The sequence below is a fragment of the Kitasatospora sp. A2-31 genome, assembly GCF_022288725.1.
Taxonomy (GTDB): Bacteria; Actinomycetota; Actinomycetes; order Streptomycetales; family Streptomycetaceae; genus Kitasatospora.
On the sequence record NZ_JAKNTA010000003.1, the window covers coordinates 134,099 to 149,800 of the forward strand.

At 70.5% G+C, this 15,702-nt stretch carries 13 protein-coding genes, 1 tRNA gene and 1 pseudogene; 7 read left to right on the forward strand and 8 right to left on the reverse strand.

What is annotated here, in order from left to right; translation table 11 throughout:
• Positions 1 to 20: 20 nt before the first annotated feature.
• A complete protein-coding gene (locus MCM47_RS09385) occupies positions 21 to 1,151 on the reverse strand; it encodes a helix-turn-helix transcriptional regulator (RefSeq protein WP_238860283.1) in 1,131 nt (376 codons plus the stop codon).
• Positions 1,152 to 1,413: 262 nt separating this feature from the next.
• On the opposite strand from MCM47_RS09385, the gene MCM47_RS09390 reads away from it, so the two are divergent.
• The 3 genes from MCM47_RS09390 (at position 1,414) to MCM47_RS09400 (ending at position 4,737) form a co-directional block, all read left to right on the forward strand.
• Complete coding sequence (locus MCM47_RS09390) at positions 1,414 to 2,925, forward strand: pyridoxal-dependent decarboxylase (protein WP_238860285.1); 1,512 nt, start codon at positions 1,414 to 1,416, stop codon at positions 2,923 to 2,925.
• Positions 2,926 to 3,004: 79 nt separating this feature from the next.
• Positions 3,005 to 3,940: a class I SAM-dependent methyltransferase gene (locus MCM47_RS09395; RefSeq protein WP_238860287.1), complete on the forward strand. Its 936-nt coding sequence runs from the start codon at positions 3,005 to 3,007 to the stop codon at positions 3,938 to 3,940.
• Positions 3,937 to 4,737 carry a hypothetical protein gene (locus MCM47_RS09400; protein ID WP_238860289.1) on the forward strand — a complete coding sequence of 267 codons (801 nt, stop codon included), beginning with the start codon at positions 3,937 to 3,939 and terminating at the stop codon, positions 4,735 to 4,737. Before MCM47_RS09395 ends, MCM47_RS09400 begins: the two co-directional genes overlap by 4 nt.
• A gap of 23 nt (positions 4,738 to 4,760) precedes the next feature.
• On the opposite strand, the gene argS is transcribed toward MCM47_RS09400, so the two are convergent.
• Positions 4,761 to 6,524 carry an arginine--tRNA ligase gene (gene argS, locus MCM47_RS09405; RefSeq protein WP_374209099.1) on the reverse strand — a complete coding sequence of 588 codons (1,764 nt, stop codon included), beginning with the start codon at positions 6,522 to 6,524 and terminating at the stop codon, positions 4,761 to 4,763.
• 185 nt (positions 6,525 to 6,709) lie between these two features.
• Between argS and MCM47_RS09410 the strand changes: the two genes are divergently transcribed.
• On the forward strand, positions 6,710 to 7,177 hold the full coding sequence (locus tag MCM47_RS09410) for an HIT family protein (protein WP_238860291.1): 468 nt from the start codon (positions 6,710 to 6,712) through the stop codon (positions 7,175 to 7,177).
• Positions 7,178 to 7,234: 57 nt separating this feature from the next.
• Here MCM47_RS09410 and MCM47_RS09415 read toward each other — a convergent pair whose 3' ends face one another.
• On the reverse strand, positions 7,235 to 7,942 hold the full coding sequence (locus tag MCM47_RS09415) for a hypothetical protein (protein ID WP_238860293.1): 708 nt from the start codon (positions 7,940 to 7,942) through the stop codon (positions 7,235 to 7,237).
• Between the two features lie 41 nt (positions 7,943 to 7,983).
• On the opposite strand from MCM47_RS09415, the gene MCM47_RS09420 reads away from it, so the two are divergent.
• Positions 7,984 to 8,226, forward strand: a complete 243-nt coding sequence (locus tag MCM47_RS09420; protein WP_238860295.1) for a hypothetical protein — start codon at positions 7,984 to 7,986, stop codon at positions 8,224 to 8,226.
• Between the two features lie 16 nt (positions 8,227 to 8,242).
• Here MCM47_RS09420 and MCM47_RS09425 read toward each other — a convergent pair.
• Positions 8,243 to 8,316 (reverse strand) — tRNA-Gly (locus MCM47_RS09425).
• 281 nt (positions 8,317 to 8,597) lie between these two features.
• Between MCM47_RS09425 and MCM47_RS09430 the strand changes: the two genes are divergently transcribed.
• Both MCM47_RS09430 and dcd read left to right on the forward strand, forming a co-directional pair.
• On the forward strand, positions 8,598 to 8,819 hold the full coding sequence (locus tag MCM47_RS09430; RefSeq protein ID WP_238860297.1) for a hypothetical protein: 222 nt from the start codon (positions 8,598 to 8,600) through the stop codon (positions 8,817 to 8,819).
• Positions 8,820 to 8,901: 82 nt separating this feature from the next.
• A complete protein-coding gene (dcd, locus tag MCM47_RS09435) occupies positions 8,902 to 9,477 on the forward strand; it encodes a dCTP deaminase (protein ID WP_238860299.1) in 576 nt (191 codons plus the stop codon).
• A 145-nt stretch (positions 9,478 to 9,622) separates the two neighbouring features.
• On the opposite strand, the gene MCM47_RS09440 is transcribed toward dcd, so the two are convergent.
• The 4 genes and pseudogenes from MCM47_RS09440 to MCM47_RS09455 all read right to left on the reverse strand — a co-directional run bounded on the left by MCM47_RS09440 (position 9,623) and on the right by MCM47_RS09455 (position 15,478).
• On the reverse strand, positions 9,623 to 10,513 hold the full coding sequence (locus tag MCM47_RS09440) for a metal-dependent hydrolase (protein ID WP_238860301.1): 891 nt from the start codon (positions 10,511 to 10,513) through the stop codon (positions 9,623 to 9,625).
• Positions 10,514 to 10,620: 107 nt separating this feature from the next.
• Entirely contained in the window at positions 10,621 to 11,634 is a 1,014-nt protein-coding gene (locus MCM47_RS09445; protein ID WP_238860303.1) for a Yip1 family protein, read from the reverse strand.
• Between the two features lie 237 nt (positions 11,635 to 11,871).
• A pseudogene (locus MCM47_RS09450) lies at positions 11,872 to 12,945 on the reverse strand (sugar phosphate nucleotidyltransferase); the annotation flags it as partial.
• Positions 12,946 to 13,255: 310 nt separating this feature from the next.
• Positions 13,256 to 15,478 (reverse strand): (Fe-S)-binding protein, encoded by a 2,223-nt coding sequence (locus tag MCM47_RS09455; RefSeq protein WP_238860307.1) that lies wholly within the window; start codon positions 15,476 to 15,478, stop codon positions 13,256 to 13,258.
• Between the last annotated feature and the right edge of the window lie 224 nt (positions 15,479 to 15,702).

Sequence of the window (15,702 nt, forward strand, 5' to 3'; positions counted from 1 at the left end):
CCCCGCCGACACTGCTGTCTTCAAAACTTGGCGCCCAACTGGTCGATGCGCGCCCGGTGACGGGCGGAACTCGTGCGGTTGGCGAGGAGTCGGGCCTTTCGTAAGTGGTCCATGGCCTGGTCCTGTTCCTCGCGCGCGAGATGGGCCTGCGCGAGGTCACAGTGCAGGCCGGCCGTGGCCCGGGTGAACGTCGCATCCATGCCTGCGAGCGCGTCGTACAGGTCGCTCATCGCGGCGTCGTCACCGAGTCGGGCCAGCACGTTGCCGCGCCACCGGGTGAGGTGGTTGCCGTTAAGGAAGATGCTCAGCATGTCGGGATCCCGGTCGGTGTCCCCAGGTGGGAGGACGGCGACTGCTCGGTCCAGTGAGCGGCGGCAGTCGTCCGGACGGCCAGCCTGCGCGAGGAGCTCGGCTTCGGCTGCGTGCAGCCATGCCAGCAGGCGCGGGGATGCCTGGCCGCCGACCGTCCGGTGTGCCTCCTGTACCAGTTGCACGGCCAGGTCCGGCTTGCCGGCTGCGGACAAGACGTAGGCCTGCTCCGCCATGGCGTGAGCCAGGTACATCGGCTCCCTGGCCTCGGCGGCGGCCCGCTTTCCCAGCTCGTAGTGCCGCCAGGCCCGCTCGGTGGCGCCCACGTCGAGTGCCTGCCATGCGCCGAGCGTGGCCGCCCCGGCAAGTGCTCGCGCAATCGGCTCCCGGGTGCTCGGCAGCACGGCGAAGGTCAGGCACTCCTCCAATGCCGTCAAGTGGGCCTGCATCTGGTCCACCAGAGCGGCGGCGCCCATCTGACGATCGACTGTGCGCAGCAGCTCGGTCTGGGCCATGAACGTGTCGACCATGCCGAGACTCAGGTTGTGGGCCGAGTCGATGCGGCCGATCAGCTCGTCGTAGCCGGTGACGGTGACGGGCTCGGCCGATGTCGTGCGGCCGAGGAGTTCGCGATCGGTGAGCCCGAGGAGAGCGCGAAGTACGGCCGCGTACAGCGGGCCGATCGGGCGCCGGTTGTTCTCCCATTCCGACACATAGACACGCAGGCTCGCCGTCGAAGCCACGTCTAGGCTGTGCTGTCGGGCGTAGCGCTCGATCTCGTGGACGAGCCGCTCCTGCGACCAGCCGTGTTCCTTGCGTGCTTGCTTGAGCCGAGCTGACACCGTCCCCCCATCCTGAGATCGTGCCGCTGGCCGGTGCCGCTCCTCGGGCGTATCGGCGCAGGTTGGCAGGGGTTAACCCCGTGGCGTTAGGGCCCGTTGGCTACCAGCCGGGCCGCCGGTCAACTCTCATGGTTCCCAAGCTAATCGCCGCGCCTTCCGTCCGGGGAGGGTTCGCTCCGATTCGAGCGGCCGGCGACAGCACGACTTGCCTCATCTAGCCGCTGGCCCGAAGGAATGTGACGTCGCATCACTGGAGGCATCGATGACCACACAGCTTGTTCCGGATCAGCCGCCGCGCCATCTCACAACCGAGCACCGCGAGGAGTTGCTCGGCCTGTTCACGCGCCTTATCGACATGGGCCTCGACTTCAAGCTCCAGGACTCCGTCTTCCAGGCACGCCGTCGGCCGTTCGAGCTGAGGGACACGCTGCTCGTCCCGCTGCCAGAGGAAGGCAGCCCGCTCGAGGCGGTGCTCGACGAGTTCGTCCGCGACGTGCTGCCGGACTGCAAGAACGAGAACAGTCCCTTCTTCCTCGGCTTCGGCGACACGGGCGATGACGTGGCGGCCCTCTGCGGCGGCCTGCTCTCCCTGTTCACCCAGCAGAACCTGATCAACCAGAGCTTCGACTCACCGAGCGGCACCTTCGTCGAGATCGCGGTGCTGCGCTGGTTGCGCGAGCTGCTCGGATACCGCAACTCCCCGGTGGAGAGGACCGAGTCGATCTGGGACGTCGGCGGGTGCGTAACCCACGGTGGCACGCTCAGTAACACCATCGCCATGATGCTCGCCAGGGAGCACCGTGCACCGGGCACCATGGAGCACGGGATCACCGACCCTTCCAAGCTGTCCATCGTGGTGCCGCGTGGGATCGGCCACTACAGCGTGAAGAGCGCCATGGCGTGGATCGGTTGCGGCTCGCGGCTGCTCGAGGTCGACACCGTCGACTTCCGTTACGACCTTCGGGCGCTGGAGCGCACGCTCCGCGAGGAGGCCGGCTCGGTGATGGCGGTCGTCGCGTACGCCGGCGACAGTCGCACCCACACCATCGAGAACCTTCGCGGGGTGCATGACCTGGTGCGCTCGGTCGACGAAAGCATCTGGCTGCACGCGGACGCGTGCTGGGGCCTCGCGTGTGCGATGACGGACAAGCTCGGCCACAAGATCGACGGGATCGGCGGCTTCGACAGCGTCACGGTGGACCCGCACAAGGTCATGGGCATCCCGTACGCCCTCAGCGCGCTGCTGGTTCGCGACCCGGCGCACATGAGGATGGTCGCGAGCTACTCGGACTTGATCATGCAGGAGGACTTCGCGATCGGTCAGACCACGCCCTTCATCGGCTCGAAGGCGTGGATGTCGCTCAAGCTCTGGATGATGGTCAAGGCGTACGGCCGGTCCGGGCTCGCGGCCATGGTCGAACGGCGGCTGGACACGACGAGGCGGTTCACGGAGCTGGTGGACGCCTCGCCCAGGCTCGTGCGCCTGAACGACCCCGACCTGACGGCAGTGGCGTTCATGTACGTCCCCGCCGATGTGGACCTGACCGCCCCCGACGTCGATCGGATCAACAAGGTCAACCAGGCCATCCATGACCGGATGCTCGCCGAAGGTATCTGGCACCTGCACCAGTTCAGCCTCCCCGACAAGGGAACCTTCCGCCGCGGCGCGACCCTGTACCCGCTCAGGTTCATGGGCCAGAACCTGCGGATCGAGGAGCACCACCTCACTGGCGTGATCGACCACGTCACCGCACTCGGGCGCGATTGCGAATAGCACTCCAGACGGTCATCAGTCTGCGCGCCGTCGCACCGACGACGGCGCGCACTCTTCCCAACCGAGAAGGGGCACCACTATGTCCGCAGCACACCAGTCCTTGTTCCGGGAGATCTATCAGGTTCCCGGCCTTTACGATCAGCTCCTCCTCCCTCACTACTTCGATGGCGCCGAGGACACCCAACTCATCCGTCAGTTGATGGAGCGCCACTACGGCCGTCCCGGCGACGCGCCCGGCCTGTCCGTCGCCGAACTCGGCTGCGGTACCGGTCGTGTCACGGCCTGCCTCGCCCCGTACGCACGGCACCTGCGAGCCAGCGACTACAGCCGGTCCATGGTCGACACCTTCCAGGCCCGCTACCCCAAGGCCGAGGCGCTCCAGCAGGAGACCAGGTTCTCGGTCCGCCGAATGCTGGACGAGGGCTTGGCCGGCTCCTTCGACATCGTCGGCGCCTTCTGGTCGCTGAGCTACCCGCTGATGGACTACTTCGAGGAGCTGGGCGCCGACGGCATCGTGCCCAGGTCCGACCTCGCGCAGGGGCGCCGGGAGGCGGGCGGTTTGGTCCGCGACACCCTCCGGCTGCTCGCGCCGGGCGGTCACCTGCTGGCCCTGTTCTTCGACTCCGAGACCCCCGAGCAACAGCTGGTCACCAGGGCCTGGGAGAAGGTCGCGCCATTCCCCGGAACCGGACGCGGCTACACCCGCGAGATCCTCCTCGAAGAACTCCAGGACGCGGAGGCACGCGGCGAGGGACGACTGCACTACTCCCGGCTCGGTGGGATCGCCGTCGCGCCCAGCCCGCAGGCCGCCCGCGCGTGGTTCGCCACCGTCCACATGAAGTCCCTGCCGGTGCTGATGGACGACCCGCACGTGCACCGCGAGATCGGTGCCTTCGTGGACGCCCACACCCAGCCGTCGGGCGAGGTCCGGATCCCCACCGGCGCGTACGTGATCGACTTCTGGGCCGGCCCGGCCGATCGCCACGTTCCGCGCAACCGGGCTGAGGCCGCGTGAACGCCGGTGACCACCTGCTCCCCCCGCAGCGCAACACGACCCCCTACGACGTCTTCGAAGCCGCGGTCATGCTCCGGGCCGAGTACGTCGGCGCCAAGGGCTACGGACTGGCCTACGGGTCGCACGCCGATGGCAGCGCGCATGCCTCGTCCGACCTCGACCTCCTCTTCGTCGGCTTCGAGGTCCTGCCCTCCGAACGGTTGCGCGCACTCACCCGCGACGTCATCGGACTCCACCGGCGGCACGGGCTCGGCCTGGACCAGGAGGTCTCCTACACCAGCAAGCTCCACGCCACCGCGTACGAGGTCGAGGAGGCCATCGCCCTGGGGGGCTTCGCCGTGACACCAAAGGGCGAGGTGACGGTGGATCCCGTGGTCGCGGAACCCTGGTTCCTCGACTCCCGGCTCTTCAAGCTCCGGCTGGTCCTCAACGCGCTCACCGTTCCGCACGTCTTCCTGGGCGGCGACACCGCAGCGTACGAGAGGCACCGCAACCGTGCCGAGCGGTCCGTCGCCCTGCTCGCACTGGCCCTGGTCGACAGGGACGAGGAGTTCACAGTCCACGACCTCTTACGTGCGCTGACGGGAGATGCCGGCGGTGTGTGCGGTGAGGACCATCTCGGCTACGACGAGGTCCTCGGCCGATCCCCGGCGTTGTTCTCCTCACTGCAGCGCGGGATGAGCCGACTGCTGGCCGATGGTGTCGTCAGCACGCGGAACGGCATCCACCTGCGGCAGGACGGTGACCAGCGCCGACGGCTGCTGAGGGTGCTGCGCGAGCCCCCGGTGGGCGTGTAGTCCCGCCCACCGGGGGCCACCTGCTACATCCGGTCCGGGGCCTGGAGGCCGAGCAGGTCCAGGCCCCGGGCCAGCGTCTGCGCGGTCAGACGGCACAGGGCCACCCGGTTCGCCCGCATGGCCGCCGTCTCCGCCTTGAGAACCGGGCAGGCGCCGTAGAAGTCCGTGAGGGCCTTCGCCAGGGAGAATAGGTACCCGCACAGCCGGTGCGGCTCCAGTTCCTGGGCGACCTCGCGAACGGTGGCGTCGAAGCCGTCTAGCAGAAGGATCAGCGCGCGCTCCGCGGGGTGCAGCGGCAGCGATGCGTCGACCGGCTGCTCCAGGGCCTCCTTCGGGACCTTGCTGAGGATGGTCCGGACCCGGGCGTGGGCGTACTGCATGTAGACGCCGGTGTTGCCCTGGAGCGAGACCATCTGGGCGATGTCGAAGACGTAGTTCTTCGCGCGCGACGTCGACAGGTCGGCGTACTTGACCGCACCGATCCCGGCAGCCTGGATCACCTTCTCCATCGCGTCGCCGGTCAGGTCGTGCGGCTTGTCGGCCATCGCCTCCCGGGCGCCCTCGACCGCCGCGTCCAGCAGCTCCGACAGCCGCACCGTGCCACCGGAGCGGGTCTTGAACGGGGTGCCGCCGGGGCCCATCACGGTCCCGAACGGCACGTGGACGGCCTCGACGTCGTCGGTGAGCCAGCCTGCCCGGCGGGCGGTGGCGAAGACCATCTGGAAGTGCAGGGACTGCCGGGCGTCGACGACGTACAGGATCCGGTCCGCTTCGAGCTTCCGGATCCGGTGGCGGATGGTGGCCAGGTCGGTGGCCGCGTAGCCGTAACCACCGTCCTTCTTGCGAACGATCAGCGGCGCCGGTTCGCCGTCCGGGCCGGTCACGTCGTCGAAGAACACGCACAGCGCGCCGTCGCTGTCGACCGCGATGCCGGCCTCGACCAGTTCCTCGACGACCTCGTCCAGGAAGGGGTTGTACGTCGATTCACCGGCGGAGTCCTGCTCGGTGAGCAGGACTCCGAGCCGGTCGTAGAGCTGTTGGAAGGCCCGGGTGGACACCGCGACCAGCTCGCGCCACACGGCCAGCGTGGTCTCGTCGCCGCCTTGCAGGGCCACCACCCGCTGCCGGGCACGCTCGACGAACTCGGGATCGGCGTCGAACTTCTGCCGCGCTGCCCGGTACAGGCCGTCCAGCACGGAGACCTGCTCGCCGGCGTCAACACCCCCGGCGCCGCTCCGCCACTGTGCTTCGGGGTGCTCGTCGATGTACTGGATCAGCATGCCGAACTGGGTTCCCCAGTCACCCAGGTGGTTCTGCCGGACGACGTCGCCACCGAGGAAGGTCAGCACCCGGACGAGCGAGTCGCCGATCACGGTCGTCCGCAGGTGGCCGACGTGCATCTCCTTGGCGATGTTCGGCGCCGAGTAGTCGATGACGGTGCGCGTGCCGGCCAACGGCAGGCCGATGCCCAGCCGGTGGTCCGCGAGCCGGGACTCGACCTGTGCCCAGAGCTGCGAGTCCGCCACCGTCAGGTTGAGGAACCCGGGGCCGGACAGGCTCGACGAGATCAGGCCGCCGTCCAGCTCGGCCTGGAGTGTCTGCGCCAGGTCCCGCGGCGGGCGCCCGGCCTGCTTGGCCAACGACAGGGCGACGTTCGACTGGAAGTCGGCGTGCTCGGAGGGTCGGACGAGAGGGTCTCGCTCGGACAGCTCAGGCGGCAGGACGCGGGCCATGGCGGCCGACACGGCTTGCTCCGCAAGGCTGATCGCTGCAATTACCTCAGTCACTGGGATTCCCTCTCCGGCGCGAACGGACAATCCGCTGCCAACTTGCCTAAATAGTAGAGGCGCTGACGGAGCGTGGCCGCCTCATTTCGAGTCCGTGGACGGCTGGTACCGACCTACGGCCCACACGGCCGGGGCCCTGGCCCGCTCAAGATGCGGGACGGCCCCTCGGGCGCTATCCAAGGACCATGAGTGCGTCGACGTGGCCGGCAGACTGGGAGGACCGGAAGGCCGGTCTCGACTGCGCCATGTGCGCCACCCGAGGGGCGGAGGACAACGGCCATGGCCTCCGGATCCTGCAGGGGACATTCGCCGACGCCTACCTGAACCGGGCGGTCCTTCCCGGCTACGCCGTGGCGATCTGGAACGGACCCCACGTCGCCGAGCCAACCCAACTCGACGAGGACCAGGCCACCGGTTTCTTCCGCGAGATGCTCCTGGCCGCGCGAGCGGTCGAGAGCCACTTCAAGCCCGTCAAGATGAACTACGAGGTGCTGGGTAACTCGGTGCCCCACCTGCACGTCCACCTCATCCCCAGGTACGACGACGATCCGGCGCCAGGATCGCCACTCCCCACGTCCTTCCTCCGGCCCGGCCGCCCAGCGGATCACCGATTCCGCGCGGATGCCGATGCTCTCCGCACGCTACTGGCGTAGTGAATTCACCCGCCGGTGCCTCAGAAGTTGGCACCGGCGGGTGATGGGCTATCGGCGTCAGGGTCGTGCGGGTGGCGGCGTCGGCGGCTGAGGTTGGGCGGCGGAGTTCACCGGCGCCGCGACTGTGCGGGCGGTGACGGTCGTCTTGACCCGCGCCGCGCCGGTCCGTGTGCTCGGCTTCGCCGTTGCCGACGTTGTCGGGAGGCCAGCGTTGCGTCGGATGCGCCAATTGAGGACAGCGGTGGCAGAGACAGCGCTGGCGAGTTCGCGTCGACCGGCGGTCTGGACGAGCAGGACGGCCGGGTCGTGGCCGGCGGCTTCGGCCTCGGCGAGGGAGGCGGCGAGCGCGTTCCAGCCGTTCTCGTTCAGCACCTTGGTGGCCTGGTCGGCGGACAAGGCCTGGCGGTCCTGGACGGGCCGGGGCAGGCGCTGGCCGTTGAGGTCGAGGACGGCCATCGGCTTGGCCGCGTGCCGCGTATACGCGATGCCCAGGTGGTCGGCCGCGGTATCGGCGGCCTGGGCCTGGTACTCATGGCCTCGGGCGGCGTGCCATTTCGCGATGACGACGGCGAGCATCACGAGGCTGGAGAGGATGGTGGCGGCTGCCGCGCCGTCGTCGCTGCGGCCTCCGGCTGGTCCTGCGTTGAGGACAGCGCGGGCGGCCGAGCCCATGGCCCGCAGGCCCGTCTTGGCGGCTCGAGTGTGGGTGAGGCCGATGCGGTCGAGGGCGCGGGCCGCCTGGGCGACCTCCCTCCTGCTGAGCACGGGGCTGGTGGCGGCGAGCGCGTCGAGAATCTCCTGACGCCGTGCTCGGCGAGGCGGCGCAGGAACTCCTCCTCGGTGACGGCTCCGGCGAGGGGCTGGCGGACGACGGCGCGCAGGGTCTCGCGCGGGATCTGGGAGAGGTTGCGGCGTTCGACCTTGCGCGCACGGTCTGCGAGCCAGAATCCGCCTCCCCCTCCCAAGTGCAGCAACAGCGCCTATCTAGCACGAACTGGCACGACAGAAACCGAATTGGTCCAGACAACAAGAAAGCCCCAGGTCGCTGACCTGGGGCTTTACTGCTGGAGCGGGCGACGAGAATCGAACTCGCGCTCTAAGCTTGGGAAGCTCATGTTCTACCATTAAACTACGCCCGCCTGATGAGCCGTCAGAGACCGCTCGATCCGTTCTCACTGTACCCCATCCGTGACGCCGGTTGCACAGGTGGCGGGGGGCCGTGGCGGAGCCGCCCGGGGCGGGGCGGGAGGCGTACTGTGTGGCCCGCGTGAGAGCGCTCCGGCGGGTGGGGTGCGGGGCGGCGAGCCGCGGTGTGGAATGTCCGGAACATCCCCTAATGTGACGCTGTCCCGAGGGGCCTCGCCCGTTCGGGGCGCGAAGAGTACGGGTGAGTACTGGGGTAAGGATGGGAAGGGGACCGATGGAGCAGCGCGCCGTCGTTCGTTGTGCCGAGGGGCACCTGTTCAGCACCACCACGTTCCCGATGCAGAACCTCGGACCCGGCCGGCTGGGGCCCGGCCGGTTGATCCGCTGTCCGCAGTGCGGACGGCTGCGGAGCTCGGTGCTGGCCGACGCGCGGGAGCTGTCCGAGCCGCAACTGGCCCGCGCGATGCGGCTGGAGGCCGCGGAGTTCCTGGCCTGACCGGGCTGGTGGCGCAACGGTGGTGAAGGGCGCGGCCCCGGGCGATTCGTCCGGGGCCGCGCTGTGCACGTAACCTCGAAGCGTGCTGCTCTCTGACAAGGACATCCGGACCGAGATCGACAAGGGCCGGGTCGTGATCGACCCGTTCGACCCCGCGATGATCCAGCCCTCCAGTATCGACGTGCGGCTGGACCGCTTCTTCCGGGTCTTCGAGAACCACCGCTACCCGCACATCGACCCCTCCGAGGAGCAGCCGGACCTCACCCGGCTGGTCGAGCCGGAGGGCGACGACGCCTTCATCCTGCACCCGGGCGAGTTCGTGCTGGCCTCGACCTACGAGGTGATCACGCTGCCCGAGGACGTCGCCTCGCGGCTGGAGGGCAAGTCCAGCCTCGGCCGGCTCGGCCTGCTCACGCACTCCACGGCCGGCTTCATCGACCCGGGCTTCAGCGGCCACGTCACGCTGGAGCTGTCGAACGTCGCGACGCTGCCGATCAAGCTCTACCCGGGGATGAAGATCGGCCAGCTCTGCCTGTTCCGGCTCTCCTCGCCGTCGGAGCACCCGTACGGCTCCGAGCGGTACGGCTCGCGCTACCAGGGCCAGCGCGGCCCGACGCCGTCCCGCTCCTACCTGAACTTCCACCGCACCCGGATCTGAGCGGGTCGGGCTCCCGGCGGCCCGGGGCCCGGCCGCGGCAGAGCGCACGCACAGCGGGCGGCCGCCCCTCCCTCGTGAGGGGCGGCCGCCCGCAGCCGTGTCCGGGGCGCCCGGGGTACCCGCGCGGGGCCGCGGAGCGCGGACCTCAGGCCCGCTTGGGCCGGGTGACGGCGACCAGCTCGCTGCCGTCCTCGGAGAGCCGCAGCTCGGTGCGGAGCTCGGCCAGCTCGCCGAGGTGGTGCAGGTGGGTGCCGCCGCAGAAGATCTGCGCCGCGCCCTCCGGCAGCTCGCAGTGCCACTGGCGGCGGGCGGTGAGCTCCGGGCCGGGGACGTCGATCCGGACCGGGGCGTCGGCGGCGACCCAGGCGGCCAGCCGGGCGTTCACGGCCTCGGTGAGGGCGGGAAGGGCGTCGGCGAGGGCCGGGAACTCCTCGGTGGCGTCCACCGTGAAGCCCTTCTTCTTCAGCGACTTGCCGAGCCGGTAGGTGTCCGTGCTCGCCTCGGTGTCCATCACCGAGCTCGCCATGGCGAGGCTGTCGAAGTCCGGGTGGCCGAGGGCGTCGGCACGGCCCGGGTCCTTGCGCCAGCGCGGGGCGAGGGCCTCGTTCAGGGCCAGGGCCAGCAGGTGGCAGCCGCTGTGCGAGGCGGACAGCGCGCCCCGGCGCTCGGCGTCGACGGCCAGCACGGCGGTGCGCCCGACGATGTCGCCGGGGTCGGTGGCGAGGACGTGCAGGACCAGCCAGGACCACTCCTCGTCGCCGCGGCGGACCGGGATGTCGGCGCCCACCAGCGGGGCGCCGCCGTCGGGGCCGACGGCACCGGTCAGGCAGTCCACCACGGCCAGCTCGGTGCCGTCGACGGTGAGGGTGCCGAGGTCGGCCGGCTGGTCGGGCCAGGTGTGGTCGAGCGGGTGGAACGGGGTCGCCGCGGTGACGACCGCGAACCGGCCGCCGTCCAGCGGGTGCACCGCGAGCACCGGGGACTCGCCGGTCACCGCCCCGGCCGGGAAGCTGACGTGGGTGGTGGGGAGGGTCATGCCTGGCTCCGTGCGGTTGAGGGTGGGCGGAAGCGGAACGGGCCCCCGCAGGCGGGGCCCGTCGACCATTCTCCCCCCGGACCCGCGCCGGGTGGCCGGGTGCCGGCTCAGCCGAGCGTCGGCAGCTTGATCAGCACCAGCAGTGCCGCGAGCTGCAGGGCGGCCGCGCCGGCCGCCTTGCCCCAGGGCAGGTCGTGCACCCGGCGGACCATCGTGGTCAGCAGGACGGCGCAGAGCAGCCAGCTGGCCCAGCCGACCGCCTGGACGACGACGTTGTCGGACGGCAGCACCAGGGCCAGCAGCAGCCGGGGCGCGTCCGTCGTCCAGCCGATCAGCACGGCCAGGCCGACCGTCGACTTCCACGGGCCGTCCCCGCCGAACTGGCGGGCCAGCGTGTAGGTGACCGCGCCCAGCGTGGCGCCGGCCAGGGTGAAGCCGATCGCGGCGGCCAGCATCGAGGTGAGCGCGACGGCGAAGGTCGAGTTGAAGACGTCGTCGCGGGTCATGCCGATGCCGAGCACCGCGAGTGCGCCGTAGACCAGCGAGACGGTCAGCGCGGGCAGCCAGACCTGGTGGTCGCGGGTGCGGTCGAAGGTGGCGGCGGGGCTGCGGAAGATGCCGACCAGCAGCTCGCGCCAGGTCGGGCGGGGCCCGGTGGCGTGCGGGGCGGACTGCCCGCCGGCCCGGTAGACGGCGACGTTGTCCTGGCCGTAGCCCTGCTCCTGGCCGTAGCCCTGCTCCTGGCCGTAGCCGCCCGGGCCGTAGCCGTACGGCCCCGGGCCGTGCTCGCCACCGTACTCGGCCCCGTACCCCTCGCCGTACTGCGGCGGGTACCCCTGGTCGGGGTAGGGGTACGGCGGCTCGCCCGCGTACGGGTCGCTGCCGACCGGGAAGGCCCGGGTGTGCCCGGGCCGGTCCGCGGCGTACGGGTCGTGCCCCCCGGCCGGCTCCCCGGCCGGCCCCCCGGGAGCGGAGCCGGGTGCACCCCGGTGCGGGGCGGTGAAGTACTCCGGCCCGTCCGTCTGTCCGTACCCACCGGATGCACCCGCCGAGGGCGGAGGGGCCGACCACCCGCCACGGGGGTCGGCGCCCTGACCGCTGTCGTATCGATTACCAGCCACGTTCCGACGGTACCCGTCCGGCTGACTCCGCGTCGGCCGGGAACGGGGCCGGGGCAGCTTTGCAGCGAGCCTGTGACGGCGGTGACGGCGGTGACGGTCGCCCGCCGCGGGCCCGCCCCGCCGGCGCCGCGTCCCGCACGGGCGGGCCACGGCCCGGGCCGGTCAGCGCTGCGCGGAGACCTTCGGGCCGTGCACCGCCGCGGCCGCCGAGGTGCCCGCCGGGCAACCGCCCGGACCCGCCGAGGTGCGGACGGCACCGACCGGCAGCAGCGTGCCGCAGGCGATCCGGATGCCGCTCGGCAGCTCGTTGTCCGCCTCCACGATCGCGCCGTCGCCGATGACCGCGCCGTCCAGCGAGGTCCGGTCGCCGATGGTGGCGTAGGCACCCACGATCGAGTCCTTGACCAGGGTGTCCGGGCCGATCACCGCGCCGGGCAGGACCACGCTGCCCTCGACGATCGCGCCGGCCTCGACGACCGCGCCCTCGGAGATCACCGTGCCGCCGCTGAGCACCGAGCCCGGGTGGACGGTCGAGCCGGGCAGCAGCAGGGCGTCGCCGGTCGGACCGGGGACGGCCGGGGAGTCCACCTTGCCGAGCACCAGGTCGGCCGAGCCGCGGACGAAGGCCGCCGGGGTGCCGAGGTCCAGCCAGTACGAGGTGTCCACCACGCCGCGCAGCAGCGCGCCGGTGGCCAGCAGCTCGGGGAAGGTCTCGCGCTCGACGGAGACCTCCCGGCCGGCCGGGATGCGGTCGATCACGGAGCGGGTGAAGACGTAGCAGCCGGCGTTGATCTGGTCGGTGACGATCTGCTCCGGCGTCTCCGGCTTCTCCAGGAACTCCAGCACCCGCCCGTTCCCGTCGGTGGGGACGAGCCCGAAGGCGCGCGGGTCCTCGACCCGGGTGAGGTGCAGGGTGACGTCCGCCCCGGCGGCCACGTGGCCGTCGCGGAGGGCGGCGATGTCGACGCCGGAGAGGATGTCCCCGTTGAAGACCAGGACCGGCTCGTCGGGGCCGCAGGTGAGCCCGGAGGCGGCGTTGCGGATGGCGCCGCCGGTGCCGAGGGGCTCGCGCTCGGTGAGGTAGACCAGCTCGATCCCGTACGGGGTGCCGTCCTGGAAGTGGTCCTCGAAGACCTCGGCGAGGTAGGAGGTGGCGAGCACCACGCGGGTGACCCCGGCCGCGGCCGCGCGGGCCAGCTGGTGCGCGATGAACGGAACGCCTGCCACCGGCAGCATGGGCTTGGGGGTGTGGGTGGTGAGCGGGCGCAGTCGCGTGCCCTTACCACCGACCAGCATGATCGCCTCGGTCATGGTCTGCGCTGTTCCCCTTGTGGTCTCTGCGGCCCGGCCCGGCGGGCCGATACCTCCGTCAGTGGTCAGGACACCCGTCCGGTGGGCCGGAACGGGGCGACCGGCACAGGGCCGGTCAGGCGCCTACTGTATTTCCTTCCAACGCGGGCGCGGTCAGGCGGCCGTGCCATCGGCACCGACCCCTCACCGGTCCCGCCCTCCGCGGATGGGCGCCGCGGGCGCCGCCGCGGGCCCAAAAGCCCGGCCCGGCGGGCGCTCTCGCGGCGTCCACCGGGCCGGGCAGTTGTAGCAGAACTGTCGAACGGGGGCGCTACGCGTCCACGGTCTCCGGCTGCTCCGCCGCGGCGGGCGGGGTCGCCTTGACCGAGTCGAGCAGCAGCTGGGCCACGTCGACGACCTTCAGGTGCTCCTTGGCCGCACCCTCGTTCTTCTTCCCGTTGACCGAGTCGGAGAGCATCACCAGGCAGAACGGGCAGGCGGTGGAGACGATGTCCGGGTTGAGGGACAGCGCCTCGTCCACGCGCTCGGTGTTGATCCGCTTGCCGATGCGCTCCTCCATCCACATCCGCGCGCCGCCGGCGCCGCAGCAGAAGCCGCGCTCCTTGTGGCGGTGCATCTCCTGCTGGCGCAGACCCGGGACCTTGTCCATGATCTCGCGCGGCGGGCTGTAGACCTTGTTGTGGCGGCCCAGGTAGCAGGGGTCGTGGTAGGTGATCAGGCCCTCGACCGGGTTGACCGGGACGAGCTTGCCCTCGTCGATCAGGTGCTGCAGCAGCTGGGTGTGGTGGATGACCTCGAAGTGGCCGCCCAGCTGCGGGTACTCGTTGGCGATGGTGTTGAAGCAGTGCGGGCAGGTGGCGACGATCCGCTTCTTGGGCGCGTCCTCCAGCGCCGCGTTCAGCGTCTCGACGTTCTGCGCGCCGAGCATCTGGAAGAGGAACTCGTTGCCCAGGCGGCGGGCGGAGTCACCGGTGCAGGACTCCTCCTTGCCGAGGATCGCGAACTGCACGCCCGCGGTGTGCAGCAGCTCCGCGAAGGCCTTGGTGGTCTTCTTGGCGCGGTCCTCCAGAGCGCCGGCGCAGCCGACCCAGTAGAGGTACTCGACCTCGGCGGGGTCGATGTCCTCGCCGATCACCGGCACCTCGATGCCGGTCTCCTTCTTGAGCTCCTTGACCCAGTCCAGGCGGGCCTTGGTGGCCATGCCCCACGGGTTGCCCTTGTTCTCCAGGTTCTTGAGCATCGTCCCGGCCTCGGTCGGGAACGAGGACTCGATCATCACCTGGTAGCGGCGCATGTCGACGATGTGGTCGATGTGCTCGATGTCCACCGGGCACTGCTCGACGCAGGCGCCGCAGGTGGTGCAGGACCAGAGGACGTCCGGGTCGATGACGCCGTTCTCCTCGGCGGTGCCGATCAGCGGGCGCTCGGCCTCGGCCAGGGCGGCCGCCGGAACGTCCTTGAGCTGCTCGGCGGTGGCGCGCTCCGCGCCCTCCATGTCCTTGCCGCCGCCGGCCAGCAGGTACGGCGCCTTGCCGAAGGCGTGCTCGCGCAGGCTCATGATGAGCAGCTTGGGCGAGAGCGGCTTGCCGGTGTTCCAGGCGGGGCACTGCGACTGGCAGCGGCCGCACTCGGTGCAGGTGGAGAAGTCGAGGATGCCCTTCCAGGAGAAGTGCTCGACCTGGGAGACGCCGAAGACGGCGTCGTCGGCCGGGTCCTCGAAGTCGATCGGCTGGCCGCCGCTGGTCATCGGGCGCAGGGCGCCGAGCGCGGTGCCGCCGTCCTCCTCGCGCTTGAAGTAGATGTTGAAGAAGCCCAGGAAGCGGTGCCAGGCCACGCCCATCGAGGGGTTGAGGCCGATGGTGGTCGCCCACGCGAAGGAGATGCAGATCTTCAGCATCGCGAAGAGGTAGACCAGGTTCTCCAGCGTGCCGTGCGACAGCCCGCTCAGCGCGGAGACGATCGGGTACGAGACCAGGTGCTCCGGCCCGTACGAGTCGACGCCGGCGAGGGCGCCCTCCAGGGCGCGCAGCATGGTGATGCAGAGGCCGATGCCGAGGATCGTGTACTCGACGTAGAAGGCCTGCCAGGCGATCGAGCCGGCGAAGCGCGACTTGCGGCCGGACTTCGACGGCAGGCTGAGCAGCCGGACCACCATCAGGGTCAGGATGCCCAGGGTGGTCAGGGTGCCGAGCAGCTCGACGAAGAGCTGCCAGAGCATCCAGTGGCCGATGATCGGCAGCGCGAACTCGGCGTCGAACAGCTGGCCGAAGGCGTTGACGATGGTCAGCACCAGGCTGAAGAAGCCGACCGCGACGAACCAGTGCGCGACGCCGACGACGCCCCACTTGTTCATGCGGGTGTGGCCGACGAACTCGACGGCCACGGTCTTCACGCGCTGGACGGGCTGGCCGAAGCGGGTGGGATCGGACTGGCCGGTCCGCACCACCTTGAAGATGTACATCGCCGCACGGGCGGCGAGCGCGGTGCCGATCACAAACGTGACCAGCGAGATGACGATCGCTGCTAGCTGCATCGGCTCTCCGTCTCCTGCGGCATTCGAGGGGTGCAGTCTCTCCGGGGTCAGTGTACTCGTCGGTAACTTACAGGGCCGACGGGCGGGACATTACCGTTTGTCAACTCTTCTCCTGAAGATGCTCACGGTATGGCGGCAGTCACGTAAGTCCACCCTCGGCACTTCGAATCGACCCGGCCCCGCCCGCGCGGCGCACACCTCGCGCCGCCCCCGCGCCCGTCCCG